At 74.6% G+C, this 26,698-nt stretch carries 26 protein-coding genes; 13 read left to right on the top strand and 13 right to left on the bottom strand.

Features of this window, described 5'->3' with window-relative positions; all coding sequences use genetic code 11:
- Positions 1-34 precede the first annotated feature (34 nt).
- Positions 35-1,876, top strand: a complete 1,842-nt coding sequence (locus ACH35V_RS39455) for an MFS transporter (protein ID WP_395980000.1) — start codon at positions 35-37, stop codon at positions 1,874-1,876.
- 49 nt (positions 1,877-1,925) lie between these two features.
- On the opposite strand, the gene ACH35V_RS39450 is transcribed toward ACH35V_RS39455, so the two are convergent.
- Positions 1,926-2,147: an EF-hand domain-containing protein gene (locus ACH35V_RS39450; protein WP_395979999.1), complete on the bottom strand. Its 222-nt coding sequence runs from the start codon at positions 2,145-2,147 to the stop codon at positions 1,926-1,928.
- A gap of 116 nt (positions 2,148-2,263) precedes the next feature.
- Here ACH35V_RS39450 and ACH35V_RS39445 point away from each other — a divergent pair, with 116 nt between their 5' ends.
- Positions 2,264-3,073, top strand: a complete 810-nt coding sequence (locus tag ACH35V_RS39445; RefSeq protein WP_395979998.1) for a glycerophosphodiester phosphodiesterase — start codon at positions 2,264-2,266, stop codon at positions 3,071-3,073.
- 42 nt (positions 3,074-3,115) lie between these two features.
- Here ACH35V_RS39445 and ACH35V_RS39440 read toward each other — a convergent pair whose 3' ends face one another.
- On the bottom strand, positions 3,116-3,394 hold the full coding sequence (locus ACH35V_RS39440) for a type II toxin-antitoxin system Phd/YefM family antitoxin (protein ID WP_395979997.1): 279 nt from the start codon (positions 3,392-3,394) through the stop codon (positions 3,116-3,118).
- 195 nt (positions 3,395-3,589) lie between these two features.
- On the opposite strand from ACH35V_RS39440, the gene ACH35V_RS39435 reads away from it, so the two are divergent.
- The 3 genes from ACH35V_RS39435 (at position 3,590) to ACH35V_RS39425 (ending at position 5,272) form a co-directional block, all read left to right on the top strand.
- Positions 3,590-4,162 (top strand): ClpP family protease, encoded by a 573-nt coding sequence (locus ACH35V_RS39435; RefSeq protein WP_395980034.1) that lies wholly within the window; start codon positions 3,590-3,592, stop codon positions 4,160-4,162.
- Complete coding sequence (locus ACH35V_RS39430; protein WP_395979996.1) at positions 4,159-4,764, top strand: ATP-dependent Clp protease proteolytic subunit; 606 nt, start codon at positions 4,159-4,161, stop codon at positions 4,762-4,764. The genes ACH35V_RS39435 and ACH35V_RS39430 overlap by 4 nt, the downstream gene beginning before the upstream one ends.
- 163 nt (positions 4,765-4,927) lie before the next feature.
- Positions 4,928-5,272 carry an RNA polymerase-binding protein RbpA gene (locus ACH35V_RS39425; protein WP_024936496.1) on the top strand — a complete coding sequence of 115 codons (345 nt, stop codon included), beginning with the start codon at positions 4,928-4,930 and terminating at the stop codon, positions 5,270-5,272.
- Positions 5,273-5,402: 130 nt separating this feature from the next.
- On the opposite strand, the gene ACH35V_RS39420 is transcribed toward ACH35V_RS39425, so the two are convergent.
- Both ACH35V_RS39420 and ACH35V_RS39415 read right to left on the bottom strand, forming a co-directional pair.
- Positions 5,403-6,107, bottom strand: coding sequence for a response regulator (locus tag ACH35V_RS39420; RefSeq protein WP_395979995.1), 705 nt, complete (start codon positions 6,105-6,107; stop codon positions 5,403-5,405).
- Complete coding sequence (locus ACH35V_RS39415; RefSeq protein ID WP_395979994.1) at positions 6,104-7,162, bottom strand: sensor histidine kinase; 1,059 nt, start codon at positions 7,160-7,162, stop codon at positions 6,104-6,106. The genes ACH35V_RS39420 and ACH35V_RS39415 overlap by 4 nt, the downstream gene beginning before the upstream one ends.
- A 136-nt stretch (positions 7,163-7,298) precedes the next feature.
- Here ACH35V_RS39415 and ACH35V_RS39410 point away from each other — a divergent pair, with 136 nt between their 5' ends.
- The 3 genes from ACH35V_RS39410 to ACH35V_RS39400 are packed head-to-tail and all read left to right on the top strand — an operon-like array spanning position 7,299 to position 10,476.
- Positions 7,299-8,228 carry an ABC transporter ATP-binding protein gene (locus tag ACH35V_RS39410; protein WP_395979993.1) on the top strand — a complete coding sequence of 310 codons (930 nt, stop codon included), beginning with the start codon at positions 7,299-7,301 and terminating at the stop codon, positions 8,226-8,228.
- Positions 8,225-9,682, top strand: coding sequence for a hypothetical protein (locus ACH35V_RS39405; protein WP_395979992.1), 1,458 nt, complete (start codon positions 8,225-8,227; stop codon positions 9,680-9,682). The genes ACH35V_RS39410 and ACH35V_RS39405 overlap by 4 nt, the downstream gene beginning before the upstream one ends.
- Positions 9,679-10,476, top strand: a complete 798-nt coding sequence (locus ACH35V_RS39400; RefSeq protein ID WP_395979991.1) for an ABC transporter permease subunit — start codon at positions 9,679-9,681, stop codon at positions 10,474-10,476. The genes ACH35V_RS39405 and ACH35V_RS39400 overlap by 4 nt, the downstream gene beginning before the upstream one ends.
- Before the next feature lie 26 nt (positions 10,477-10,502).
- Here ACH35V_RS39400 and ACH35V_RS39395 read toward each other — a convergent pair whose 3' ends face one another.
- From ACH35V_RS39395 to ACH35V_RS39370, 6 genes are all read right to left on the bottom strand, one after another.
- The gene (locus tag ACH35V_RS39395; protein ID WP_395979990.1) at positions 10,503-11,033 is read right to left on the bottom strand and encodes an FxsA family protein; all 531 of its coding nucleotides are present in this window, start codon (positions 11,031-11,033) and stop codon (positions 10,503-10,505) included.
- 112 nt (positions 11,034-11,145) lie between these two features.
- Positions 11,146-11,892, bottom strand: coding sequence for a polyprenol monophosphomannose synthase (locus ACH35V_RS39390; RefSeq protein ID WP_395979989.1), 747 nt, complete (start codon positions 11,890-11,892; stop codon positions 11,146-11,148).
- A 5-nt stretch (positions 11,893-11,897) separates the two neighbouring features.
- Complete coding sequence (gene lnt / locus ACH35V_RS39385; protein ID WP_395979988.1) at positions 11,898-13,610, bottom strand: apolipoprotein N-acyltransferase; 1,713 nt, start codon at positions 13,608-13,610, stop codon at positions 11,898-11,900.
- Between the two features lie 551 nt (positions 13,611-14,161).
- Positions 14,162-14,557, bottom strand: coding sequence for a hotdog domain-containing protein (locus ACH35V_RS39380; RefSeq protein ID WP_395979987.1), 396 nt, complete (start codon positions 14,555-14,557; stop codon positions 14,162-14,164).
- Complete coding sequence (locus tag ACH35V_RS39375; protein WP_395979986.1) at positions 14,554-15,414, bottom strand: OAM dimerization domain-containing protein; 861 nt, start codon at positions 15,412-15,414, stop codon at positions 14,554-14,556. The genes ACH35V_RS39380 and ACH35V_RS39375 overlap by 4 nt, the downstream gene beginning before the upstream one ends.
- Positions 15,411-17,066 carry a lysine 5,6-aminomutase subunit alpha gene (locus ACH35V_RS39370; RefSeq protein WP_395979985.1) on the bottom strand — a complete coding sequence of 552 codons (1,656 nt, stop codon included), beginning with the start codon at positions 17,064-17,066 and terminating at the stop codon, positions 15,411-15,413. Before ACH35V_RS39370 ends, ACH35V_RS39375 begins: the two co-directional genes overlap by 4 nt.
- Before the next feature lie 277 nt (positions 17,067-17,343).
- On the opposite strand from ACH35V_RS39370, the gene ACH35V_RS39365 reads away from it, so the two are divergent.
- Together ACH35V_RS39365 and ACH35V_RS39360 are read left to right on the top strand one after the other, a co-directional pair.
- Positions 17,344-18,111, top strand: coding sequence for a hypothetical protein (locus tag ACH35V_RS39365; protein ID WP_395979984.1), 768 nt, complete (start codon positions 17,344-17,346; stop codon positions 18,109-18,111).
- The gene (locus ACH35V_RS39360; RefSeq protein ID WP_395979983.1) at positions 18,108-18,704 is read left to right on the top strand and encodes a hypothetical protein; all 597 of its coding nucleotides are present in this window, start codon (positions 18,108-18,110) and stop codon (positions 18,702-18,704) included. Before ACH35V_RS39365 ends, ACH35V_RS39360 begins: the two co-directional genes overlap by 4 nt.
- 23 nt (positions 18,705-18,727) lie before the next feature.
- On the opposite strand, the gene ACH35V_RS39355 is transcribed toward ACH35V_RS39360, so the two are convergent.
- Positions 18,728-19,525, bottom strand: coding sequence for an SAM-dependent methyltransferase (locus ACH35V_RS39355; protein WP_395979982.1), 798 nt, complete (start codon positions 19,523-19,525; stop codon positions 18,728-18,730).
- Between the two features lie 160 nt (positions 19,526-19,685).
- On the opposite strand from ACH35V_RS39355, the gene ACH35V_RS39350 reads away from it, so the two are divergent.
- Complete coding sequence (locus tag ACH35V_RS39350; protein WP_395979981.1) at positions 19,686-21,341, top strand: SpoIIE family protein phosphatase; 1,656 nt, start codon at positions 19,686-19,688, stop codon at positions 21,339-21,341.
- A 13-nt stretch (positions 21,342-21,354) separates the two neighbouring features.
- Here the strand turns inward: ACH35V_RS39350 and ACH35V_RS39345 are convergent, their stop codons facing one another.
- Entirely contained in the window at positions 21,355-22,725 is a 1,371-nt protein-coding gene (locus tag ACH35V_RS39345; RefSeq protein ID WP_395979980.1) for a DUF2252 domain-containing protein, read from the bottom strand.
- Between the two features lie 49 nt (positions 22,726-22,774).
- Positions 22,775-23,866: a zinc-binding dehydrogenase gene (locus tag ACH35V_RS39340; protein WP_395979979.1), complete on the bottom strand. Its 1,092-nt coding sequence runs from the start codon at positions 23,864-23,866 to the stop codon at positions 22,775-22,777.
- 142 nt (positions 23,867-24,008) lie between these two features.
- Between ACH35V_RS39340 and ACH35V_RS39335 the strand changes: the two genes are divergently transcribed.
- A complete protein-coding gene (locus tag ACH35V_RS39335) occupies positions 24,009-25,397 on the top strand; it encodes a KamA family radical SAM protein (protein ID WP_395979978.1) in 1,389 nt (462 codons plus the stop codon).
- 77 nt (positions 25,398-25,474) lie between these two features.
- Positions 25,475-26,695 carry a cytochrome P450 gene (locus ACH35V_RS39330; RefSeq protein WP_395979977.1) on the top strand — a complete coding sequence of 407 codons (1,221 nt, stop codon included), beginning with the start codon at positions 25,475-25,477 and terminating at the stop codon, positions 26,693-26,695.
- The last annotated feature ends 3 nt before the right edge of the window (positions 26,696-26,698 follow it).

Below are 26,698 nucleotides of genomic sequence, written 5' to 3'. Positions count from 1 at the left end.
CCCCCTCGCGGGGCCTTTCTGAGGAACACCCTTCGTGACCGCGTCGTACGCCTCCGTCCTGCGCGCCCCGCACGCCCTGCGCACCTTCACCCTCGCGCTGCTGGGACGCCTCTCCTACGGCACGCTGTTCCTGTCCCTGACCCTCGCGTTCACCGCCTCCACCGGCTCCTACGCCCGCGCAGGAGCGCTGATGGCCGCGAACGGGCTCACCGGCGCCGCCCTGTCGCCCGTCCGCGCCGCCCTCATCGACCGGCACGGCGCACGCCGCGTCCTGCCCCCGATGACGGCCGCCTACGCCGGTCTGCTCGCCGTCCTGGCCGCCCTCACCTGGCGTCCCGGCGCGCCCGTGCCGCTGCTGGCCGCCGCGGCCGTCACCGCGGGCGCCTGCGCGCCCCCGATCGGCGTCGTCATGCGGACGCTGTGGCGCGGCATCCTGCCCGACGCCGCGCTCGTCCGCCGCGCCTACAGCCTCGACACCGTCGCCGAGGAGCTCGTCTTCGTCACCGGGCCGCTCCTGGCGGGACTGCTGGCCGCGGCCGCCTCCCCGTCCCTCGGCATCGCCGTCAGCGCCGCCCTGGTGCTGGCCGGCGTCCTCGGCGTCGCCGCCTCCCCGGCCGTGCCGCCCAACCCGTCCGGACGCCGCGAGCGCGGCCCCCGTATCCGCGCGTTCGCGCCGGTGCCGGCCGTCGCCGCCGCGGCCACCGGCTTCGCCCTCGGCTCGACCGGGCTGCTCGCCGTCGCGTTCACCGAACGGCACCACCAGCCCGCGGCCGTCGCCTGGGTGGAGGCCGCGATCGCCGCGGGCAGCACCCTCGGCGGCCTCGCCTACGGCGCCCTCGGCAGGTCAGGGCCGGGACGCGGCCGCCTGGCCGCCTTCGTCTGCCCGGTCGGGCTCGTCCTCGCCGCGGCCGGGCTCGCCCCGTCCGTCCCCGTTCTGGCCGCGGCGGCGTTCGCCGTGGGGCTGTTCGTCGGCCCGACGTTCACCACCGCGTTCCTCATCACCGACGCCGCCACGCCGGCCCGCGCCCGCACACGCGCCGTGGCGTGGACCAGCACGTCCCTCAACCTCGGCATCTCCGCCGGGGCGGCGGCGACCGGCGTGTTCCTGGACGCGCTGCCCCTGCCCCTCTGCTACGCCCTCGCCGCCGCCCCGGCAGCCCTCGCCCCAGCCCTGCTCCTGTGTTTGCCGAAACCGCAACAGGATTCGCCGGACGAGCCAATCGAGGTCCACCATCGGAACATGGACGACACCACCGCCCGCCAGGAATTCTGGGACACCCGCTACGCCGAGCACGACCACCTCTGGAGCGGCGAACCCAACCACATGCTCGTCCAGGAGATCAGCGACCTGGAACCCGGCACCGCCCTGGACCTCGGATGCGGCGAGGGCGGCGACGCGATCTGGCTCGCCGAGCGCGGCTGGCGCGTCACGGCGACCGACATCTCCACCGTCGCCCTCGAACGCGCCGCCCACCACGCCGACCACGCCGGCGTCGCCGACCGCATCGACTTCCAGCGGCACGACCTCGGCGTGTCCTTCCCCGAAGGCCGCTACGACCTGGTCTCGGCCGCGTTCCTGCACTTCCCCAAGGAGGGCCTGCCGCGCGAGCCGATCCTGCGCGCCGCCGCCGCGGCCGTCGCCCCCGGCGGCACCCTGCTGATCGTCGGCCACTCCGGTCCCCCGCCCTGGGACCCCGACGCCTACCCCGCGGCCGACCTGCCCACCGCCGTCGAGGTCGTGGCGTCACTGCGGCTCCCGGACGACGAATGGGACGTGCTCTACAGCGGCGAGCACGACCGCGTCCAGACCGCTCCCGACGGACGCGTCATGAACCGCACCGACAGCACCGTCAAGGTCCGGCGCCGCCCCGCCTGACCCGCGGGGCGGTTGACCCGCGCGGGGCGGGCCGCCGTCAGCGGCCGCCTCAGCGGCCGGCGGTCCGCTCCATCAGCGCGGTGAACTCCTCCAGCGAGATCTTGCCGTCGCCGTTGGCGTCGGCGGCCACGACCACCTCCACCGCGCGGGTGTCGGTGATGTCCTGGCCGAGCTTGGTCATGAGGTTCTTCAGCTCGGACGTCGAGATGTACCCGTCGCCGTCCACGTCCACGAGCTCGAACGTCGCCCGGTACTCGTTCACGTCCGCCATCGGCCTGCTCCCTCGGTGATCGGTTGCCGGGGCCGACCGTAGCACCGGGCGCGTCCGGCCCGATGCCTTTACGTAGTAAGGTCCAGGGTGGCCGCGGGTTCGGCATAATCGGACGGGTGCGCCGCTCGTACGAGTTCCTCGATCATCCCGGCCCGATCCCCTTCGCCCACCGCGGCGGCGCGGGCGGCCGGCCCGAGAACTCCATGCCCGCGTTCCAGCGCGCCGTCGACCTCGGCTACCGCTACCTGGAGACCGACGCGCACGCCACCGCCGACGGCGTCGTCGTCGCCTTCCACGACCGCACCCTCGACCGCGTCACCGACCGCAAGGGCACCATCGCCCAGCTCCCCTACGCCGAGGTCGCCAAGGCCCGCATCGGCGGCGCCGAGCCCATCCCCCGCCTGGAGGAGCTGCTCGGCTCGTTCCCGGACGCGCGCGTCAACATCGACCTCAAGGACGCCCCCGTCATCGGCCCCCTCGCCGCGGCGCTGCACCGCACCAGGGCCTGGAACCGGGTGTGCATCACGTCCTTCTCCACCCGCCGGCTGGCCCAGATGCGCGCCCGCCTGCCCCTGTTCACCGACCGCGACGTGTGCACGGCGCTGGGGCCGCGCGGCGTGATGGCGCTGCGCGCCAAGTCCTACGGCGGACCGGCCGCCAAGCTCGTCCGCCTGGCCGCCACCGGCGTGGCGTGCGCCCAGGTCCCCTACGGGCTGGGACGCCTCCCGTTCGTCACCGAGTCGTTCGTCGCCCGCGCCCACGAGCTGGGCCTGCAGGTCCACGCCTGGACGGTCAACGACCGCGCCGACATGGAGCGCCTCCTGGACCTCGGCGTCGACGGGATCATGACCGACGAGCTGATCATCCTCCGCGACGTCATGAAGTCCCGCGGCCAGTGGACCGGCCCTGCCGGCGCCCCGGGCTGACCGCCGCTCGGGCTGCCCGCCTCGGGCTGACGGAGCCGGTCCTCAGCGGCTGAAGCCCGGCGGGCGGTACTCGGCCGCGACCCGCAGCGGCGCGGACGGGGCCTGCGGGCGCTCCGCCGGACGCGCCGGCTGACCCGACTGACCCGTGTGACCCGCCTGCGCCAGGTCGACGCGCTGCGCCCGGACCGTCTCCAGGAGTTCCAGATCCTCCGGGCTGATCAGCGCGGCCATCACGCGGCCCCGCCGCGTCAGCGTGACGGGCTCGCCGGTGTAGGCGACCCGGTTCACCAGGTCCGCGAACTGGGCACGTGCTTCGGTCACCGGAACATCCACGTGATTCATCGTATAGCGAAACACCGCGCCCTCCCCTGGTCACCCCGTCCGGTCCGGACTAGCGTTGCTTACGTACGTAGCGTACAGACTGTACAGATCAGGGGAGGACGCGTGAGCGGCGGACCGGAGCGCTGGAACGGCGAGCGGCGGGCGGAGACGTTCGTCGGCAGGACCTACGCCAAGGTGGCGGAAGCGCCGCAGCTCGCCGAGGCGCAGCTGTACGAGCGGCTGCTCGCGCAGCGGATCGTGTTCATCGGAGCCGAGATCGACGACCAGCTCGCCAACCGGGTCAACGGGCAGCTGCTGCTCCTGGCCGCCCACGACGCGCGGCGCGACATCACGATCTACATCAACTCGCCCGGCGGGGTCGTCGACGCCGGAATGGCGATCTACGACATGATGCAGTTCGTCCCGAACGACATATCCACGGTCGCGATGGGCATGGCCGCGTCCATGGGACAGACGCTGCTGTGCGCCGGGACGCGGGGCAAGCGGTACGCGCTGCGGCACGCGCGCGTGATGATGCACCAGCCGCACGGCGGGATCGGCGGCACCGCGTCCGACATCAGGATCCAGGCCGAGCAGTCCCTGTACCTCAAGCGGACCCTGGCGGAGCGGACGGCGTTCCACACCGGGCAGCCGCTGGAGCGGATCGAGGCCGACGGCGACCGGGACGCGTGGTTCACCGCCGAGCAGGCGCGCGACTACGGCTTCGTCGACCATGTCATCGACAGCACCGACCGGGTGGGCACATGACACGGGCGGAACGGCGCTACCTCGTCCCCGAGTTCGAGGAGCAGACCACCTACGGGCGAAAACACACCGACCCCTACAACAAGCTCTTCGAGGACCGGATCGTGTTCCTCGGCGCGCCGGTGGACGACACCAGCGCCAACGACGTCACCGCGCAGCTCCTGGCGCTGGAGGGCACGGACCCCGACCGGCCCATCGCCCTCTACATCAACTCGCCGGGCGGGTCGCTGACGGCGATGCTGGCGATCTGCGACACGATGCGCTACGTCCGGCCGCCGATCGAGACGACGTGCGTCGGGCAGGCCGGGTCGGCGGCGGCGGTGCTGCTCGCGGCGGGCACGCCGGGACGGCGGGCGGCGCTGACCGGCGCGCGGATCCTGCTGCACGAGCCGGCGATCGACGTGGCCCGCGGCCACGCCACCGACCTGGACATCCAGGCCCGCGAGGTGCTGCGGCTGCGCGAGCAGACCGAGGCGATCGTGGCGGAGGCGACCGGGAAGGACCCCGAGACCGTCCGCCGCGACCTGGACCGGGAGCGGTACTTCACCGCCGCCGAGGCCAAGGACTACGGGCTGATCGACGAGGTGCTCACGTCCCGTCGCTGAGGGCCATGCGGTGCCGGAGCGGGTCCTGAGCGGTGCCGCTGCGGGGGCGCGGCGCGGTGCGGCCGCAAACGGCAGGGTTGGATCATCCCGGCCCGGGGAATCTTGTCGTGGGATTCAGCGTTGGCTAGAGCAAGACCGCAAGCCGTCTGGGAGGCACGTGACGATGGCCGAGCGCGCACTTCGCGGCACCCGACTCGGAGCGACGAGCTACGAGAACGATCGCAACACCGATCTGGCCCCTCGCCAAGAGGTGGACTACACCTGCACGAAGGGCCACCGGTTCACCGTGACGCTCGCGGCCGAGGCCGAGGTGCCGATGACCTGGGAATGCCGCAACTGCGGCGCCACGGCCCTGCGGGTCGACGGGGAACTGCCGCAAGCGAAGAAAGGCAAGCCGCCGCGCACGCACTGGGACATGCTCATGGAGCGCAGGACGCTCGAAGACCTTGAGGAGGTTCTGGCTGAGCGGCTGGAGATCCTGCGCGCGGGGCGCAGGAAGTCGGCGTGAGCGACTGACAATCAGCGGATCGGGCCCGTACCGGCGACGGTACGGGCCCGACCCATGTCCGGGCCCGGTCCGATCTCGGGGCGGGCCGATCTCGGGCCGATCCGGGCGTCGGCCCGGTCCGATCTTGGGGTCAGCGGCCTGAGCGGGGGCGGACGAGGCCGCTCTCGTAGGCGGTCACGACGGCCTGGACGCGGTCGCGCAGCCCCAGCTTGCGCAGGATGCGGCTGACATGGGTCTTCACCGTCTCCTCCCCCACGACGAGCCGGGCCGCGATCTCGGCGTTGGCGAGGCCCTCGGCGACCAGGCGCAGCACGTCGGTCTCGCGGGGCGTCAGCACCTCCAGGCCGTCGAGGCCGCCTGCGGCGTCCGGGCCGCCGGGGCCGCCCGGGGGTCGCGACGGCGGGCGGGGGCGGAGCCGGGCGAACTCCCCGATCAGGCGGCGGGTGACGGCCGGCGCCAGCAGCGCCTCCCCCGCCGCGACGACCCGCACGGCGTCGAACAGCCGCTCGGCGGTGACGTCCTTGAGCAGGAACCCGCTGGCCCCGGCGACGAGGGCGTCGTAGACGTGCTCGTCCAGGTCGAAGGTGGTGAGCATCAGGACCCGGGGGGCGTCCGGGCCGGCGGCGATGCGGCGGGTGGCCTCGATGCCGTCCATGACGGGCATCCGCACGTCCATCAGCACGACGTCGGGCCGGTGCTCGGCGCAGGCGCGGACCGCGGCGGCGCCGTCTGTGGCGGTGCCGACGACGGCCAGGTCGGGCTGGGTGCCGAGCAGCGCCCCGAACCCGGCCCGGACGACCTCCTGATCGTCGGCCACCACCACACGGATCGTCATGACTCCGCCACGGTCGGCAATGTCGCCTCGACGAGGAAGCCGCCGACCGGGCCGGGGCCGGTGCGCAGGTCGCCGCCGACGGCCGCGGCGCGTTCGCGCATTCCGAGCAGGCCGTGCCCGGCCACACCGCCATCGCCGCGCCCCGGGCCTGGCCCGTTGTCGCGGACGCTGACCCGCAGCACGCCCGGCGCGTAGTCGACGTCCACGTCCACGGCGGCGCCGGGCGCGTGCCGCCGCGCGTTGGTGAGGGCCTCCTGGACGATCCGGTACGCGGCCAGCTCCACCCCCGGGTCCAGGACGCCGACGCCGCCGCGGACGATCAGCCGGACGCTCGCCGCGCCCGACTCGCGGGTCTCGTCGATCAGGTCCAAGAGCTGCTGAAGGCCGGGCTGGGGGCGGCGGGTGGGCTCGGCGCCCGCGTCCTCGCGCAGCACGCCGAGCAGCCGCCGCATCTCGGTGAGGGCGGTCCGGGCGGTGTCGCCGATGGCCAGCAGCCGCGCGGCGCCCTCGTCCGGCATGCCCGGGACGGCCAGCCGCGCCGTCTCCGCCTGGACGGAGATCATCGAGATGTGGTGGGCGACGACGTCGTGCAGCTCGCGGGCGATCCGGGCGCGCTCGCCCCGCGCGGTGTGCTCCAGCAGCGTGCTCTCGAACGCGCGGCGGGAGGCGTCCAGCGCGGCGGCGGCGGCACGGCGGCGCAGCACCCGGCGGCGGACGAGCACCGACCAGACCGTGACGAGCGCGACGACGGCCGCGACGGCGACCCCGCGGTGCAGGACGCACGCGGCGGGCGCCGCGACGGTGATCGCGACGGCGGCGGCGGTGACCCGGTCGCGGGCCAGGACGAGCGGGAGCGTCGCGCACACGTCCACGACGATCGCCAGCGACAGCACCGCGCCCGACCCGCCGGCGCGCACCACCGCCTCGGCGGTCCCGGCCAGCGCCAGCAGGCCCCCCACCGCGGGCCACAGGCGCGCTGGCGGCAGGCGTGCCGGTGACAGGCTCGGCCACCGCGCCCGGTGCCCGCCGCCCTGACCAGTGCCGTTCCGCCCCACGCAGGACATTGTGGCGTGAACGCGGCGCGGCGGCGTCCCTCCCCAGGGGGACGCGCCCGTCCCCCGCGTCCGGCCGCGGGAAACGGCTCCACGGCGGGACGCCCCGGGGCGGCGCGAGTCCGTAGCCTCCCGGAACATGGACGCAACCATCGAAGTGCGGGGCCTGCGCAAACGGTTCGGACCGACCGTCGCCGTGGACGACCTGTCGTTCACCGCCGCCCCCGGGCAGGTCACCGGGTTCGTCGGCCCCAACGGCGCCGGCAAGTCCACCACCATGCGGATGATCATGGGCCTGGACCGGCCCGACGCGGGCGCGGCGCTGGTCGGCGGTAAGCCCTACCGGACGCTGCGGACGCCGCTGTGCCGGCTCGGGGCGATGCTGGACGCGTCCGCGGTGCACCCGGCGCGCCGGGCCCGCGACCATCTCCTGTGGCTGGCGCACGCCAACGGGCTGCCGGTCCGCCGGGTCGACGAGGTGATCGAGCTGGCGGGGCTGGGAAGCGCGGCCCGGCGCCGCGCGGGCGGGTTCTCGCTCGGCATGCGGCAGCGGCTGGGGATCGCGGCGGCGCTGCTCGGCGACCCGCCCGTGCTGATGTTCGACGAGCCCGTCAACGGCCTGGACCCCGAGGGCATCGCGTGGATGCGGGGGCTGCTGCGGTCGCTGGCCGCCGAGGGCCGGGCGGTGCTGGTGTCCAGCCATCTGATGAGCGAGCTGGAGGGCGGCGCGGACCACCTGGTGGTGATCGGCCGGGGCCGGCTGATCGCCGACACGAGCGTCCGGGAGCTGCTGGACGCCGCGTCCGCCGGACGGGTGGAGCTGCGCACCGGCCGCCGCCAGGAGGCGATGACCGTGCTGGCGCACGCGGGCGCCACCGTCACCGCGACCGGCGGGGACGCGGTGACCGTCACGGGCCTGCCCTCCGAACGGATCATCACCCTGCTCACGGGGGCCGGGGTGGCGTTCACCGGCATCGCCGAGCACCGGACGTCGCTGGAGGAGGCGTACATGGAGCTGACCAAGGACGCGGTGGAGTTCCAGGCCGTGACCGGGCGGGAGGCGTCGTGACCCCCGCCGAGACCCCCGCCGTGGAGTCGTACCGCAGCACCGTCCAGGCGGAGGCCCGCGACGGGTTCGGGCGGCTGCTGCTGGCCGAGTGGACCAAGCTGCGGACCGTCCCGCGCTGGATGCTGACGCTGCTGGCGGCGGTCCTGGTGACGGTGGCGGTGGCGCTGCTGACGGCCGCGAGCAGCCAGTCCAGCGGCGGCGGGGGCGGCGGGCCGGTCGACCCCGCCCGGCGGCAGATCATCGACCTGGGCCACTACACCTACCTGCCGCTGAGCGGGGACGGGTCGGTCGTCGCGCGCGTCACGTCCCAGGACGGCGGCGGCGGGTGGGCGAAGGCCGGCCTCATGATCAGGGGCAGCGCGGAGCGGGCCGCCCCGTACGCGGCGCTGGCGGTGACGCCGGAGCACGGCGTCCGGCTGCAGACCGGCTACAAGGGCGACGGCGTGGGCGGCGGCGCGGGGATTGCCCCGCGCTGGCTGAAGCTGACCCGCGCGGGCGCCACCGTCACCGGCTACGAGTCCGCGGACGGGCGCGCCTGGCGGCGCGTGGGGGCGGTGCGGCTGGAGGGGCTGCCGCCGTCCGCGCTCGCCGGGATGTTCGTCGCCGCCCCGGACGAGATCAAGTTCCGGCGGATGTTCGGCGGCGAGACCGTCGACGGGCGTCCCCGCGTCACAAAGGCCACGTTCGACCACGTGTCGGCGTCCCCGGCGCCGCAGGGCGCGCAGTGGCGCGACCGGGGGATGCCGGGCGGGCCCGCCGCCGACCCGTCGATGGACGGCCGCACCCGGTCCGGCGGGACGTTCACGCTCACCGGGACGGGCGACGTCGGCCCCGACATGTTCGCCGACGACGACACCAAACGCACCCTCACCGGCGTCCTGGTCGGGCAGGCGGCGATCATCGCGCTCGCGGTGCTGTTCGTCACGTCCGAGTACCGGCGCGGGATGGTGCGGACGACGTTCGCGGCGACCCCGCGGCGCGGCCGGGCGCTGGCCGCCAAGGCGGTCGTGGCGGCCCTGGCCGCGCTGGCGGCCGGGCTCGCGGCGGCGTTCGGCGCGGTGCTCCTGTCCGCCCCGGTGCAGCGCTCCAACGGCCTGTCGCCGCCGTCGCCGTGGGACGGCGCCGTGCTGCGCGCGGTGCTCGGCACGGCGGCGCTGCTGGCCGTCGTCGCGGTGTTCGCGCTGGCCGTCGCGGTGATCGTGCGGCGCAGCGCGCCCGCGATCACGATCGTGCTGATGGTGCTGCTGCTGCCGCAGATCGTCGCGACCGGGCTGCCGCTGTCGGCGGCGCGGTGGCTGGAGCGGCTCACCCCGGCGGCCGGGTTCGCGATCCAGCAGACCGTCACGCGGTTCGACCGGGCGATCGACCCGTGGGCCGGGTTCGGGGTGCTGTGCGCGTACGCGGCGGCGGCGCTGGCGGCCGCGCTCTGGCTGGTCAGGAGGCGTGACGCATGAGCGCGACGGGATGTGCGGTGCGGGCGGAGTGGACGAAGCTGCGGACGCTGCCGAGCACGGGATGGCTGCTGCTGGCGCTGGCCGGGTTGACGGTCGCGGTGGGCGCGGCGGTGACCGGGTCGGTGGACACCACGCACTGCACGAGCCCCGCCGGCTGCCAGGAGGACACGCCGAAGCTGGCGCTGTCGGGCGTCCGGCTGGGGCAGGTCGCGGCGGTCGTCCTCGGGGTCCTGGCGGTCGGCGGCGAGTACGCGGCGGGGACGATCTCCGCGACGCTGGCGGCGGTCCCGCGGCGCGGGACGGTCCTGGCCGCCAAGGCCGCCGTGGTCGCGGGCGCCGTCGCCGCGGCGGGGACGGCCGGGGTGCTGGCGTCGCTGGCGGCGGCGCGGGGGCTGCTGCCCGGCAACGGGTTCACCGCCGCGAACGGCTACCCGCCGCTGTCGCCGCTGGACGGCCCCACGGCGCGGGCCGCGGCCGGGACCGTCCTGTACCTGGTGCTGGTGGCGCTGCTGGCGCTCGGGGTGGGGACGGCGGTCCGGGAGCAGGCCGCGGCGATCACGGCGGTGCTGGGGCTGCTGTGGATCGTCCCGATCGTCGTCCAGTTCGTCGGGGACGAGGCGTGGCGGGACCGGCTGGAGAAGTTCGCGCCGATGTCGGCGGGGCTGGCCGTCCAGTCGACGCGGGCCCTGGAGCGGCTGCCGATCGGGCCCTGGCCGGGACTCGCCGTGCTGGCCGGGTACGCGGCGGCGGCGCTGCTGGTGGGCGCGGTGCTGCTCGCCGTCCGCGACGCCTGAGGCGCGTGAAGCGTGTGGTCAGGGTGTCAGGTGCGGGACGGGGAGTCGTCCTCGTCGATGACCTCGCCGCGGACGACCGGTCCCGGCGGGGTCTCGACGCGGCCGGGGCCGCGCCCGCGGTCGAACGGGTCGAACCCGGCGGTGAAGCCCGGCGGGAACGCCGACCGGGTCCGGGCCCGGGCCTCGGCGGCGCGCATCCGCCGGGACGCGTACCGCGACAGGACGCGCCGCACCAGCGGACGGGTGAACGGCAGCACGAACGCGAACCCGAACACGTCGGTGACGAAGCCGGGCGTCAGCAGCAGCACGCCCCCGGCCATGACCAGGGCCGCGTCGGCGAGTTCCCGGTCGGGCATGACGCCGCGCCGCAGCGCCTCCTCCAGGGCGCGCCACGCGCGGCGGCCCTCGCGGCGCACGATCCAGCCGCCGAGCAGGCTCTCGGCGACCAGCAGGGCGACCGTGGGCCAGGCGCCGATCGCCCCGCCCACCTGGATGATCACGTAGATCTCCAGGACGGGCATCACCAGGAACGCCAGGACCAGTAGCAGCGGCAGCATGGCTCCATCTTCGGGTCGCGGGAAATTTCCCTCTCCCCGTACAACGCCGGGACGCCCCCGAACGTTTCCCTCCGCAGCCCAGGCCAGGTGCCGGCCGGGGCGGCGCGGCGGTTCAGCGGGGCGGGCGGCGTTTGCGGGTGCGGTCGGACACGCCCCACTGGGTGATGCGCAGCGCCGCCTCGGCCATCACGTCGCGGCTCATCTTGCTGGTGCCGTGGACGCGCTCGACGAAGGTGATCGGGACCTCCACCACCCGCAGGCCCTGCCGGACGGCCCGCAGCGCCAGGTCGATCTGGAAGCAGTAGCCGCGCGAGTCGACGTCGTCCAGCCCGATCTTGTCGAGCGTCGCGGCGCGGAACGCGCGGTAGCCGCCGGTGGCGTCGTGCAGGTGGAAGCCGAGCATCAGCCGCGCGTAGGTGTTGGCGCCGCGCGACAGCGCCTCGCGGCGCCTGGGCCAGTTGCGGACCTTGCCGCCGGGGACCCAGCGGGCGCCGATGACCAGGTCGGCGTCCGCCAGGGCGGCCAGCAGCCGCGGCAGCTCCTCGGGCTGGTGGGAGCCGTCGGCGTCCATCTCGACCATGACGTCGTAGCCGTGCTCGGCCGCCCACCGGAACCCGGCGATGTAGGCGGGGCCGAGGCCGTCCTTGCCCGCGCGGTGCAGGACCTTGATCTGCCCGTCCGCGGCCGCCAGGGCGTCGGCGACCTCGCCGGTGCCGTCGGGGCTGGCGTCGTCGACCACCAGGACGTCCACCGCGGGGACGGCCTCGCGCACCCGGCCGGCGATGCGCTCGATGTTCTCCCGCTCGTTGTACGTCGGGATGATCACGAGCACCCGGCCGAGGTCGGCTGGGATCTCCATCGGTGTCAGTTCCCCTCGTTCGTCCTGGCCGCCGTCCGTGCGGCCCGTGCGGCGCGTGCCGCCCACGCCGCCGCGCAGGCGGCGGCGAGCCCGAGCGCCGCGAGCGCCCGTTCGGGCGCGGCGCCGAGCCGGTCCGAGAGCGTCCGCGACGTCCGCGCCTGGACGGTCGCGACCTGCAGGTCCGGGACGAACTCCCCGGACTGGTCGATCATCCGGCCGTCCGGGGCGACGATCGCGCTGATGCCGCTCGTCGCGGCAACCAAGATCGTACGGCCATGCTCGACCGCGCGCAGCCGGGACATCGCGATCTGCTGCGGCGGGAGGCTGGTGCGGCCGTAGGTGGCGTTGTTGGTCTGCACGACCAGGAGGTCGCCGCGCGCCACGTCACGGACCTCCCTGTCGTAGGCGACCTCGAAGCAGATCACGTCGCCGACCGTGACCGGGCCGAGCCGCATGACGCCGGAGCGGGTGCCCTTGGCGAAGTCGCGGGGGATCCGCTCGAACCGCGTGATCAGCTTGGTGAGGACGTCGCGGAACGGCAGGTACTCCCCGAACGGGACGGGATGCCGCTTGACGTAGTAGTCGCCGGGCCCGGTCTGCGGGTCCCAGACGATGCCGCGGTTCTCGACCTTCTCGCCGTCGGGGGTGTCGGTGAGCGCGCCGACCAGGACGGGGACGCCGACGGCCTTCACCGCGCCGTCGATGGCGTTGTAGGCGTCGGGCTCGGAGTAGGGGTCCAGGTCGCTGGCGTTCTCGGGCCACACGACCAGCTCGGGCCGGGCGACCTCGCCGGCGCGGACCCGCCTGGCCAGCTCGTGCGTGGCCTGGACGTGGTTGTTCAGGACGGCCTTGCGCTGGCCGAGGTAGTCCAGCCCGAGGCGCGGCACGTTCCCCTGGACGACCGCGACCGTGACCGGGCGGCCCGAGGTCGGGGTGGGGATCAGCGCGCCGCCCCCGGCGAGCGCCGCGATCACCGCGAGCGCCGCCACGGCGGGCGCCAGGGTGCGCCACACCCCAGCGGGGCGCTTCTCCTCCGCCTTCGCTTCGCGCGCCCGATACGCCCGGTGGGCGACGACGGCGGCGTAGGCGAGCAGGCCGCCGATCAGCGCGGTCAGGAACGTGACGAGCGGCGCGCCGCCGACGGAGGCGTAGGGCGTCAGGGGCGTGGCGGTCTGGCTGAACGCCAGCCGCGCCCACGGGAACCCGCCGAACGGGAAGTGCCCCCGGATCAACTCCTCGCCGACCCAGAGCGCTGCCGTCCAGACGGGCCAGCCCGGCAGCCGCGAGACCAGGGAGATCCCGGCGCCGAGCGGCAGGAAATACAGGGCCTGGACGAGGCTGAGGACGATCCACCCGTCCGGGCCGATCGCGGAGATCCCCTCCAGGACGGGCAGGAAGAACGCGGCGCCGGCGACGAAGCCGAGCCAGGCGCCGGTGCGGGGCGACCGGCCGCGCAGGACGAGGGCCAGCAGCGCGACGCCGATCGGCGCGAAGGGCGTGAGGTCGAGGGGCGGGAACGCCAGCCACATGATCAGCCCGGACGCGACGGCCAGCAGGGTGCGGGGCCAGCCGGCGCGGCCGCCGCCGCGGAGCCGTCCGGGCAGGCCGCTCAGCCGTCCCTGCCGCGCGGGGCCCGCGGACTCGCCGCCGGTCTCGGCGCCGGGGCCCTCGCCGGGGCCTTTGGCCGGCGACCGGTCCGGCAGGGTCTCCTGGGCCACGTCCCACCTCGTTCATTCGGTCCTTGGTGGGAACGCTACCGGGCTCCGGCGGCCACGGCGACCACGGCCGCGGGCGCGCGGACACGGAAGAGGGCCCGCGACATCCATCGGGCCGGAGTCGTCCCACAGGCGGTGAGAGCGAGCTCCGTTTTCTACTGGATGTCCGGGCCCTTCCCGGGTCCAACCCCCCGCGCGATCGGGCGGCTCCGTCCGGGCACGGCCCCGGATCGCCGCGCTGGCTCGGGCGGGCACGTGTCGACCACTCGCGTGATCCCCGTCCCGTCGTGCGCGGCGCCCGGCGGCGCCCCGTGCGGCCGATCGGTGAGTCCCGTGCTGGACTGCTGCAAAACTACCGGCTTCCGCCACCTTGTCAACCGCCGCATGTTCTGCGGCGACTCAGTGTTTTCCCAGCTCAACACCATGATCGTGACGCTGTGCGAATTGGCCGGCCCGAATTTCGATCTTTGCGCGGCCGGGCATGACCGAGCGTGGCCGGCGGCCCCGGGCGAGGCGGGCGCTCGGCCGCCGGGCCGCTCAGCCGCCGGGGTCGCTCAGCCGGCGGGCGCGGACACGACCACGGTCCCGGTGGCGGTGACCGCGACGATCGGCTCGGGCAGCGCCTCGGCGGCAGATTCGCCCTTGTCGGGACGTCCCCGGCACACCACGCGGGCCTCGAACTCCATGACGCGGCTGCGGGTGCCCGCCCGGGTCAGGACGGCGGTGGTCTCCAGGACGTCCCCGGCGCGGACGGGCGCGCGGAACTGCACGTCGGAGTAGGAGGCGAACAGGCCCTCGTCGCCGTCGGTGCGGATGCACAGCTCCGTCGCGACGTCCCCGAACAGGCCGAGGACGTAGGCGCCGTCGACCAGGTCGCCGGCGTAGTGGGCGTGGGAGTAGGGGATGTAGCGGCGGTGCGTGACGGACGTCCCCTCGCGCGGTTCGCTCACTGGTCGTCGTCCTCCTCGTCGGTCTCATCGGCATCGTCGGCTTGGGGCTGGGTCTCGGCGGGCAGCAGGGCGTGGACGAGGTAGCCGGCGACCTCGGCGGGCGTGGTGCCCTTGCCGAAGATCCGGTCGACGCCCAGGTCGGCCTCGCTCACGGTGTCGAACCGGGGGCCGCCGACGACCAGCAGCGGCCGTCCGATCCCGCCGGCGACGGCGGTGGGGTACTCGGCGTGGAACGCGGCGGCCATCTGCTTGGTGTTGTGCAGGTGCGCGTTGCGCTGGGTGACGACCTGCGACACCAGGACGGCGTCGGCGTCCTCGGCCTTGGCGCGCTCCACCAGCTCCGCGACGGTCACCTGCGCGCCCATGTTCACCACGTGGATCTCGCGGTAGTACTCCAGGCCCTTCTCCCCCGCGAACCCCTTGACGTTCAGGATCGCGTCGATGCCGACGGTGTGGGCGTCGGTGCCGATGCAGGCGCCGACGACGACCAGCTTCCGGTTCAGCGCCCGCCGGATCGCCTGGTTGACCTCCTGGGACGTCAGCAGCGGGTAGGCGCGCTCCGCCGGGACGGGGATGGACGCGTAGTCGATCAGGTGCCCGACCTTCCCGTACACGATGAAGAAGGTGAAGTCGGGGCCCATCGGCTTGGCGTGGACGACGCTGGCGGGGTCCAGGCCCATCTTCCCGGCGAGCTGCAGCGCGGCCGCGTCGGCGCGCTTGCCGGCGGGGACGGGCAGGGTGAACGACATCTGCACCATGCCGTCGCCGGTGGTGTCGCCGTAGGGGCGGATCACCTGCCGGGTGTCGGCCGGCTCGATGGGGGTCTGCGTCCCGGTCCCGGGGCTCTCGACCGTCATGCGGGCACCTCCTGTCCGGCCGCGCCGGCGGCCGGGCCGCCCGCCGCGCGGGCGGCGGGGTCCGGGTTCTCGGCGTCGAGGATCTCGATCGCGGGGTTGACGTAGCCGTCGGCGCGGGGGACGACGCCGTCCAGCCCCTTGCCCCCGTCGGGCGGGCGGCGGGTGACGCCGAACGTGCCGTCGGCGATGGCGTCGAGGAGGCCGTCGTCGGCGATGCGGCCGAGCAGCTCGACCGACTCGGCCAGCACCTGCTTGGCGCGCTGGACGAGCATGCCGTCCGGGCGGGGCATGAAGTCCTCGGCGAGGCTCCCGCAGGCGTCGCGGACGTACCGGACGTTCTCCAGCGCCAGGTCGCGGTCCGACAGCCAGGGGGTGTGGATGCCCTCGGTCATCATCCCGATCAGGATGATCGACTGGCCGGTCATCACGCCGGCGAGGTTGAAGAACGCGTCCAGCAGATACCCGTTGAAGATGTTGCCGGTCATGTGCTTGGTCGGCGGCATGTACTTCAGCGGCGCGCCGGGGAACAGCTCCCGGACGAGCTGCGCGTGCGCCAGCTCCAGCCGGAACGACCCGGGGATCGACGGGTCGATCTCGAAGGCGTGGCCGAGGCCGAGCTGCGCGTCGGTGAGGCCCGCCTCGTGCCCGAACCGCTCGTTCAGCAGCTGGCTGACGATCACGGTGTGCGCGGCGTCGACGGCGTCGGCGGTGGTGAGGTAGTTGTCCTCGCCGGTGTTGATGACGATGCCGGCGCGGGCGTGGATCTGGCGGGAGAAGCGCTGGTCGATGAACGTCCGGCGGGGGTTGATGTCGCGGAAGATGATCCCGTACATGCAGTCGTTCAGCATCATGTCCAGGCGCTCGAGCCCGGCGAGCGTCGCGATCTCCGGCATGCACAGCCCGGACGCGTAGTTCGTCAGCCGCACGTACCGGCCCAGCTCGCGGGACACCTCGTCCAGCGCGGACCGCATCAGCCGGAAGTTCTCGCGGGTGGCGTACGTGCCGGCGTAGCCCTCGCGGGTGGCGCCCTCGGGGACGAAGTCCAGCAGCGACTGGCCGGTGGAGCGGATCACCGCGACGACGTCGGCGCCCTCGCGGGCGGCGGCCTGCGCCTGCGGGATGTCCTCGTAGATGTCGCCGGTCGCCACGATCAGGTACACCAGCGGGCGGGGCGGGTCGGAGGCGTCGGGGGTGGGCAGCTCGCGCAGCAGGGCGTCGCGTTCGGCGCGGCGGCGGTCGATGCGGCCGATCCCGGCGCGGGCGGCCTCGGCGGCGGCCTTGCGGGCGTGCTCGGCGTCGGTCCCGGCGGGCAGCCGGAACGAGACGCGGCCCCGGGCGGCGGCGCGGGCGAGGTCGCCGAGGGAGCCGTGCGGGCCGGTCAGCAGCGCGTCCCACACCGGCAGGGCCGCGCCGTGCTCCAGGCCGACCTGGTCGCGGACGGCGTCGGCGAGGTGGTTGGCCCACGGCCGCCCCTCGTCGTCGGCGCCGGTGAGCCCGGCGAGGCGCAGCAGGGCCCGCTCGACGGAGACGGTCGTGTGCGAGCGGGCCATCCGGATGATCGGCTCGGCGGCCCGGGCGGCGAGCCGCCGGGCGGCGCGCACCGCCTCCGGGTCGAGGTCCAGCTTCCCCTGCGGCGCCCCGTTGCCGTTCATGCCGCCGACTCCCCTCGCACGGGCGTCCCTGTCGGGCCGTTCCGTCAATCGTCCGTCAATCCGAGATCTCTACGAGAGATCTTCCGGTACGAACACCGTATTTCACAAGAACTACCACCGGTTCTCCTCCCGCCTCACTCCCGAGTACAGCTCCATCTTCCCTGGCCGGGCGGTCACCTCACCGCCGGGTGACGCCTGCGGCGGATCCCGGGCGTGGCGACTGACCGTAAATCTACAATCACCGCAGGTAGTGGCGGATCCGTCCCCCGGGAGAGCCATGATCGTCTATATAGCGGCCGCGGCCTGCGCCATCGGCGTCGTGATCGCGGCAGGCCGGCTGGTCCGGCGCACGCGCGGCGTCGACGACCCCGACCCCGACGGCCCCACCGTCGCCCACACCGGCGCGATGCTGTCCGCGCTGTTCCTGCTGGCGTTCGCCATCGCCGTCGTCGTCCCGTGGACGTCGGCCGACTCCGCGCGCTCCAACACCTACACCGAGAGCCAGGCGATCGCCGAGGCGCACTGGGCCGCGTCGCGACTGCGGCCCGCCGACGCCCGGCACGTCCAGCAGGGGCTGCGCGACTACGTCGACCTCGTCCGCGGCCCCGAGTGGAGCCTCATGAAGGACGGGCGCCTCAGCCACCGCGGCTGGACGGAGCTGGACCGCCTGCGCCGCGACGTCATCGCCGTCAAGACCGGCGACGACGACGAGCTCAAGGACGCCCGCACCACCGTCCTGAACCACCTCGGCGAGATCTCCTCGGCCCGCCGCCAGCGCGCCATGGACGCCCAGACCTCGCCGCCCGCCGGGCTGCTGATCATCACCGTGCTGACCGGCATCGTCGTCGTCCTGCTGCCGTTCCTGTCCGGCGCCCGGCCGCGCGGGATGACCCTGGTCCCGCTGTGCCTGATGGCGTCGCTGCTCGCGGCCGGGACGTACCTGACCATCGACATCTCGCACGTGTTCACCGGGGCCCTGGCGGTCGGCCCGGAGGCGTTCACGGACCTGCACGCCGACCTGCTGCGCATCGCGGGGGGCGGATGAGCATGCGCACGCGCCGCGCCGTCGTCCTGCCGGTCCTGTCCGCCGCCGTCGCGGCCGGGCTCGCCTTCCCGTGCTGCGCGCTCGCCGCCCAGCCGCCCCCGATCCCGATCCCGAAGCCGCGCGCCGGCCTGTGCGTCGGCGTGGAGATCCACCTGCCCGGGCGGCCGGGCGCGCCCAAACCCTCCCACTGGCCGACCTGCACGCCGCCGCCGCTGCCCACGCCCCCCACGCCCCCCACGCCACCGATTCCGCCGATACCGCCGCCGCCGACCGTCGTCCCGCCGGACCCGCCGGACCCGCCGGAACCTTCCGAGCCTCCCGAGCCGACGCTCCCGGCGCCGCCCGCCACCGAGACCCCGAAGCCGCCGCCCAAGCCGCGCCCGCGGCCCGCGACGGCGCGCCCGCCCGCTCCCCCGCAGCCTCCCCGGCCGCGGCCGTCGCCGCCGGCGGAGGCCGAGCCGGCCCCGGCGCACACCGCGCCCCGCGCGCAGCGGACCCCGCCGCGGCGCCGCGACCCGCTCGGCACCTCGCTGGTGATCGCGGTCATCGCGATCGTCGTCAGCGCGGGCGCGGCCATCATGTTCGCCCGCTGACCGAGCCTGCCGGGGAGCTCGTGCTAGCGGCGGCCGACGCCGCCGAAGACCAGGAAGCGCTCGGGGTCGGCCACGGCCTCGCCCTCGCCCGGACGCCACAGCGGCACGTACACCAGGCCGGGGTCCAGCAGGTCCCAGCCGTCGAAGAAGCGCAGGATCTCCGCGTGCGAGCGGGACACGGCCGGGGAGCTCGCCCGGTCGTACAGCTTGCCGATCGCCGCGGTCTTCCCCGGCTCCGCCTCGTGGGTGAGGTGGGAGACCACCAAGTGGCTGCCGGGGGCGGCGGCGTCCCGCAGCGCGGCGACGATCGCGGCCGGGTCCTCCTCGTCCTTGACCAGGTGCAGCGCCGCGACCAGCAGGAACGCGACCGGCCTGGACAGGTCGAGCAGCCCCTTCAGCGCGGGGGCGGTGAGGATGTCCTCCGGGCTGCGCATGTCGGCCTGCAACACGACCGCCTGATCGTCACCCGCCAGGATGGTACGGCTGTGCGCGACGGCGACGTCGTCGTTGTCGACGTACACCACTTTCGCGCCAGGGTTCACGCTCCGCGCGACCTCGTGCACGGTGCCCTGCGTCGGGATGCCGGACCCGATGTCGACGAACTGGTCGACGCCCGTCCCGGCGATCGCGCGGACCGCGCGCCGCAGGAACGCCCGGTTCGCCTGCGCGAGCTCCCGTGCCAGCGGCTCGACCCGCAGCAGCGCGGTGGCCAGGTCGCGGTCGGACGCGAAGTTGTGGTCACCGCCGAGCAGGTAGTCGTAGACCCGCGCGACGCTCGGGCGCCGGCTGTCGACCTCGGGGGGAATCCACTCGGAGCCCATGCGTCGTCTCCCTTTGCGACCGGAGGGTGCCGTCAGCGGGCCTCAGCGTAACGCGGTTCCGCCCGCGCGGCCCCGCGCGCACGATCACTGGCGCACGCGACCCTGACAAACGCAAAACTCCGGTATGCGGAATCGTCCGGCATACGGAAAAGTTGAGGACGTGCCCGAACGACTCCCGCGGCAGGCCGCGCCGGTGACCGTCCTGCTGACCCCGGACGGGAGGATCACCGGCTGGAGCGAGGGCGCGGCACGCCTGTTCGGCCGCCGCGCCGGCGAGGCCGTCGGGGTCTCGCTCGCCGACCTGCTCGCCGGCCTGCCCGGCGGGGACGGCGCGGCAGAGCCGCTCATGGGCGCGCTCAAGCGCGCCGCCGAAGGACGCCCGTGGTCCGGCGTGCTGCCCCTGCCGGGCGGCGCGGGCGCGGGCGACGGCCTGTCGGTGGCCTGCGAGCCGATGACCGTCGAGGACGGCGCGACCGCCGTCGCGCTGACCGTGTCGCCGCCGTGGGCCGGCGGGCTGGAGCTGCTGAGCGAGGCGGGCCGCCGCATCGGCTCGACCCTGGAGCTGCACCCGACCGCTCGGGAGATCGTCGAGGTCGCCGTCCCGCGGTTCGCCGACGCGGGCGCCATCTACGTGCTGGAGCGGCTCCTCGCCGACGACGACCGGCCCGCCACCGAAGCCGGGGGCGGGGGCGGGGACGGCGGGGGCGGGGACGGCGGCGGCCCGGCGGTCGTGCGGCGGCTGGCGGTCGCGTTCGCCGAGGACGACCCGCGCGGCTGGTCCCGCGAGTTCCCCGTCAACGAGGTGATCGTCTACCCGCCGTCCACGCCGTACGCGCGGTGCCTGGCCACCGGCCGCATGGTCAAGTTCGGCGGCGACACCGTCCAGAGGACCCTCGCGCACCGCACCGGCCGCCTGATCGAGGGCCTCCTGGACCACGTGTCGCTGCTGGCGGTGCCGCTGGTGGCGCGGGGCCGGGCGCTCGGGTTCGCGGTGTTCAGCCGCAAGCGCGGCCGGCTGCCGTTCGCCGCCGCCGACGCCGCGCTGGCCGCCGAGCTCGCCGCACGCGCCGCGACCTGCATCGACAACGCGTGCCTGTACCGGCGCGAGCACCGCACCGCCACCGCGCTCAAGTCGAGCCTGGTGCCCGCCGCGATCGCCGCGCCGCCGGGCCTGGAGATCGCGCACCGCTACCTGCCGGCGCGCAGCGGCGTCGGCGGCGACTGGTACGACGTCGTGCCGCTGTCCGGCGGCCGCATCGCCGTCGTGATCGGCGACTCGGTCGGCCACGGCGTCACCGCAGCCGCGGCGATGGGGCAGCTGCGGGTCGCCGCGCACACCCTGGCCAGCTGCGAGTTCCGGCCCGCCGAGGTGCTGGAGCGCCTGGACGCCATCGCCCAGGACCTGCACGCCGCCCAGTTCGCGACCTGCCTGTGCCTGGTCTGCGACCCGGCGACGCGGCGCTGCGAGGTGGCGTGCGCCGGGCATCCGCCGCCGCTGCTGGCGCTCCCCGACGGGACCGCGCGGCACTTCGCCGCCCCGCGCGGCCTGCCGCTCGGGGTGTCCGACCAGGCGCACCCGCCCGAGTACGAGCAGGTCACCGAGACGATCCCGGCGGGCGCCACCCTCGCCCTCTACACCGACGGGCTCGTGGAGAGCCGGCGGCGCAACGTGGACGAGGGCATCGCCCGGCTGGCGTCCGCGCTGGTCGCGTCCCGGTCGGGCACGCCGGAGGAGACCGCGGACGGCGTCCTGGCCCTGCTGTCGGACCAGCGCGGCCGCGACGACATCGCCCTCCTGCTCATCCGCCCCGTCTGACCGGGCCCGGCCCCTACAGGCCGGGGATCTCGTGGTTGCGGAACGCGTCGACGAAGTAGGTGTGGTCGTCGCGGACGATCTCGGCGTACTGCGTGCCGAACGCCACCATCGCGGCGACGAACGCGGACTCGTCCGGGCCGATCACCGCGTCGATGGCGTCCTCGACCTGGAAGCCGACCAGGGTGTGGTCGGAGTCGGTGTCGGACACGCAGTGCACCTTGGCGGTGGCGCGGCCGAGGTCGTCCAGGACCGACAGCATGTCCTCCGGCTCGGTGAGGCCGCTCCAGTCCAGGTCCTCCTCGTAGGGGGACAGCTCCTGCACGACGTACCCGACGCCTCCGATCTGGGTGTGGCCGAGCCAGGGGTCGCTGTTGGCCTGCAGCGCCCGCCGCGACACGGCGGTGCGGTGGCCGTGGTGCCGGAAGTACTCGCGGATGCGGGGGTCGTCGACGACGCGGCTGGCGGCGGCGATGTTCCCCTGCTTCATCGACAGGACGACGTCGTTCTCCAGCGCCTGCGTGTTCCCCTCCACCAGGATGTTGTACGCCGACAGCCCCGCCGACCCGATGCCGAAACCGGACGCGCCGACGATGTCCTTGACCTGGTAGGTGAGGCTGCCGAACCGCTTCTCCGCCGGGATGGTCGTCAGGTACTCCCGGTAGGCGGCCTCGACCTCGGCGCGCTCGGCGTCGTCCAGCCGCCGGACGCCGGGACGGTCGCGGAACCGCCGGTCGGGCCCGTGGACCTCCGTCATCCCGGCCAGCAGCCCGATCCGGGTGCCGCCCATCGCGGCGACCAGCACGTCCCGGACGTACCCGTCGGTGGTGTCGAGCGTCAGCGCGAACTTCTCGTCGCCGTCGCCGTCTCCGTCTCCGTCGCCATTGCCGTTGCCGTCGCCGTGCGCGGCGAACCGGCGGACCTGGTCGACGTAGGCGCGCACGTAGGTCTCGATGAGCCGCCGGATGTCGGCGTCGGAGATCGCCTTCTGCCAGGCCAGCAGCGCCAGGCTCGCCACGAACCGCTTGACGTCCCAGGTGAAGTGCCCGACGTAGGCCTCGTCGTAGTCGTTGACGTCGAACACGAACACGCCGTCGTCGTTCATGTAGGTGCCGAAGTTCTGCGCGTGCAGGTCGCCCTGGATCCACACGCGGGACGTGCGCTCGTCGGCCCACGGGTCGTCGTCGCCGGCGATGTCGGCGAAGAACAGGCAGGCGCTGCCCCGGTAGAACGCGAACGGGTCGGACGCCATCGTCCGGAAGCGGCGGCGGAACTCGGCGGGGCTGCGCTCCATCAGGCCCGAGAACGCGTCGACCAGGACGTCGACGATCTGCGCCCGGCGCTCCTTCGGGTCCCGCCCGCGCAGCTCCTCGGTGATGCTCCCCATGCCGTCTCCCTCAATGATCGGTTCCCCCGCCGCGTCCGGGGCGTTCCGGTCATTGTGCCGAATCGTGCCCGGTCCGGGAGGTGAACAGGGCGCGGACGGCCGGTTCCGACCGCACCAGGTCCAGCGCGGCGTCGGCGTGCCCGGGGACGTAGCCGTTCCCGATGAGCATCGTCACATCGGCGGCGAGGCCCTCGGCGCCGAGCGCGGCCGCCGGGAACGAGGTCGCCATCGAGAAGAACACGACGGTGCCGCCGGGCGCGGTCGCCAGGATCGCGCCGTGCTCGCAGCCCGGGACGTCCACGCAGACGACGGTGACGTCCACGGGCTCCCCGATCGCCGCGGCGACGGCGACGGGATCGCGGGCGTCGGCGCGGACGACGGCGTCCGCGAGCCCGGTCGCGGCCAGCGTCTCCTCCTCCTCGGCGGTGGGCACCAGCCCGATCACGCGGGACGCGCCGGCGCGGCGGGCGGCGGCCAGCGACAGGCAGCCGCTCTTGCCCGCGGCCCCGAGCACCGCCACCGTGGGCGCGCTCCGCTGCGACGCGACGACGCGGTGGGTGAGGGCGGGCGCGCCGCACACGTCCATGACTGCGAGGGCCAGCGGCACCGGCATGTCGCCGGGCAGCACCGCGGCGATCGACCGGGCGAACAGGATGGCGTGGCCCTCGGCCGGCACCTGCTCGGACAGGCCGTCCCAGCGGGCCAGGCCGTCGGCGATGGACAGCGGGGTGAGCGTGAGCGAGACGAGGGTCGCGACGCGGTCGCCGGGCTTGAGGCCGAGCGGCGAGCCGGGCCCGGCCTCGTCGACGACGCCGACGAGCATGCCGCCCGACCCGGTCACCGGGTTGTGCATCTTGCCGCGCTCGCGGACGATCCGCAGCACGTCCGCCCGGATCGCGTCCGGGTCGCCGCGGTGCGCGGTGCGCAGCTGCCGGTAGGACGCGGCGTCCAGGTTGAGGCGCTCGACGGCGATGCGGACCTCGTCCGGGCGGATCCGGGGGTCGGGGTCCAGCCGCAGCGCGGCCTGCGGCAGCACGCCCGCGGGCTCCAGCACCCGGTGCAGCCCCACCGCCGTGCCCATGTCCATGCCCGTGCCGCCTGGGTCACCCGTACCGCGCGCGCCGCCCCCGCCGTCGCTCATCGCCGTCCCCGCCTCTCCGCCGAATCCGATGGCGTCACGTAAGATGTACCGAACACTACTGGTTTCATCGAAATTCTTCCCGTAACGTCGGCCTCGTACAAGAGTTTTATGCGATCAGTATGAGGCGAGGAGGCGGTCGGCGATGACCACTGCCCTGCATCCGGACAGCGGCGGGCCCGTCCTGTCCGACGAGACCGCACGCCAGCCCTACGCGTACCGGCGCCGGCCCCTGGAAGAGCCCGACTGGCGGCGGATTCCCGGATGGCGGGACGTCACACAGGACGAGTGGGAGTCCGCCCAGTGGCAGCGCGCCCACTGCGTGAAGAACCTGCGCCAGCTCCGCCAGGTCATGGGCGACCTGCTGGACGAGTCGTTCTACGCCGACCTGGAACGTGACCACGGCGAGCGCGCGACGATGTCGATGCTGCTGCCCCCGCAGATGCTGAACACGATGGACGCCTCGTCCACCGACGCCTTCTACGCCGACCCCGTGCGCCGCTACATGCTCCCGGTGTTCAGCGACCGGCGCACCGACTGGCCGTCCCACCCCCACGCCGCGCGCGACTCGCTGCACGAGGCCGAGATGTGGGCGGTGGAGGGCCTCACGCACCGCTACCCCACCAAGGTCCTGGCCGAGATCCTGCCGACGTGCCCGCAGTACTGCGGGCACTGCACCCGCATGGACCTGGTCGGCAACTCCACCCCGAACGTCGACAAGCACAAGTTCACCGTCAAGCCGCCGGACCGGCTCGGCGCCATGCTCGACTACCTGCGCCGCACGCCCGGCGTCCGCGACGTCGTCGTGTCGGGCGGCGACGTCGCCAACATGCCGTGGCCGCGGCTGGAGTCGTTCGTCGCGTCGCTGATGGAGATCGACAACATCCGCGACATCCGCCTGGCCAGCAAGGCGCTCATGGGCCTGCCGCAGCACTGGCTCCAGGACGACGTCCGCGCCGGCATGGAGCGCCTGGCCGCCACCGCGCACGAGCGCGGCGTCCAGATCGCGATCCACACCCACGTCAACGCCGCCCAGTCGGTGACGCCGCTCGTCGCGAAGGCCGCCCGCGCGATGCTCGACACCGGGATCCGCGACGTCCGCAACCAGGGCGTGCTGCTGCGCGGCGTCAACGACTCCCCCGCCGCGCTGCTCGACCTGTCGTTCGCGCTGCTCGACGAGGCCGCGATCATGCCGTACTACCTGTACATGTGCGACATGATCCCCTACAGCGAGCACTGGCGGCTCGCGGTCTGGGAGGCCCAGGAGCTGCAGCACGCGATCATGGGCTACCTGCCCGGCTTCGCCACCCCGCGGATCGTCTGCGACGTCCCCTACGTCGGCAAGCGCTGGGTGCACCAGCTCGCCGACTACGACCGCGAGCGCGGCATCTCCTACTGGACGAAGAACTACCGCACCGCCCTGGAGGCGTCCGACCCGGACGCGCTGACCAGGCGGTACGAGTACCACGACCCGATCTACACGCTGCCGGAGCGCGGCCGCGAGTGGTGGCGGCGGCAGGCGCGAGCCGCCTGAGCGCCACCGCCCGTGATCACCGCCGCCGGGGGCCTTTACGTTGTAGATCATTAGCGGGGTTGCCTATGCTCGGGCAGGTGACCACCGATCTGACCTGCCGGTTCCCGCTCGGCGCGGCCCTCACGGCCGCCGACCTGGAGGACGACCCGCACCCGCACCTGGCCCGGCTGCGCGAGCGCGAGCCGGTGTCCTGGCTGCCGGCGCTCGGCGGCTGGCTGGTGACGTCCCGCGACCTGGCGCTGCGGGTCATGCGCGACGCGGCCGCGTTCACCGTGGACGACCCGCGCTTCTCCACCGCGCAGGTCGTCGGGCCGAGCATGCTGTCGCTGGACGGGCCCGTCCACACCCGCCACCGCGACCCGTTCGCCCGCCCGTTCCGCCCCGCCCGCACCCGCGCGCGGTTCACCGCGTTCGTCGAGGCCGAGACCGCGCGGCTCGTCGACGGGTTCGCCCCGGCGGGCCGGGCCGAGCTGCGCGGCGAGCTGGCGGGGCCGCTGGCCGTCGCGGTCGTCGCCGAGGCCCTGGACCTGAAAGGCGGGGAGGGCCTGGACGGCGGGGACGGGCTGGACGGCGTGGACGCGGCGACCGTCCGGTCCTGGTACGGCGCGTTCGTGGACGCCGTCTCCGCGATCACGGCGGGCGGCGCCGCACCGCCCGCGTCGGGCGAGGCGTACCGGCTGCTCACCGCGGCGGTCGAGGAGGCGATCAGCGCGTCGCGTCCCGGGTCGCTGCTGGCCGAGGCCGCCCGCGACGAGGCCGGGCTGACCACCGCCGAGGTCGTCGCGAACGCCGCGATCCTGATGTTCGGCGGCATCGACACCACCGAGGGCATGATCGCCAACGCGGTCATGCATCTGCTCGGGCATCCCGGCCAGCTCCGGCTCGTCCTGGACGACCGGGACCTGCTGCCCGCCGCGATCGAGGAGTCGCTGCGGCTGGAGCCGGCCGCGTCCGTCGTCGACCGGTACGCCGCCCGCGACGCCGAGATCGGCGGGACGGAGATCCGCGCGGGCGACCTCGTCCGGGTGTCGCTCGCCGGCGCCAACCGCGACCCGGCCGCCTTCGCCGACCCCGACCGCTACGACATCCGCCGCGGCAACGCCGCCGAGCACCTGGCGTTCGCGCACGGCCCGCACTTCTGCTTCGGCGCCCACCTCGCCCGCCTGGAGGCCAGGACCGCCCTCACCGCGCTGCTGGACCGGCTGCCGGGCCTGCGGCTCGACCCGTCCCGCCCGGCCTTCCCGCACGGGCTGGTCTTCCGCAAGCCGCCGCATCTGCACGTCCAATGGGACACGTGATGT

Source organism: Actinomadura sp. 1N219 (assembly GCF_044326405.1).
GTDB lineage: Bacteria > Actinomycetota > Actinomycetes > Streptosporangiales > Streptosporangiaceae > Spirillospora.
The sequence above is the reverse complement of the archived record's forward strand: the minus strand, read 5'-3'. Positions and strand labels throughout refer to the sequence as shown.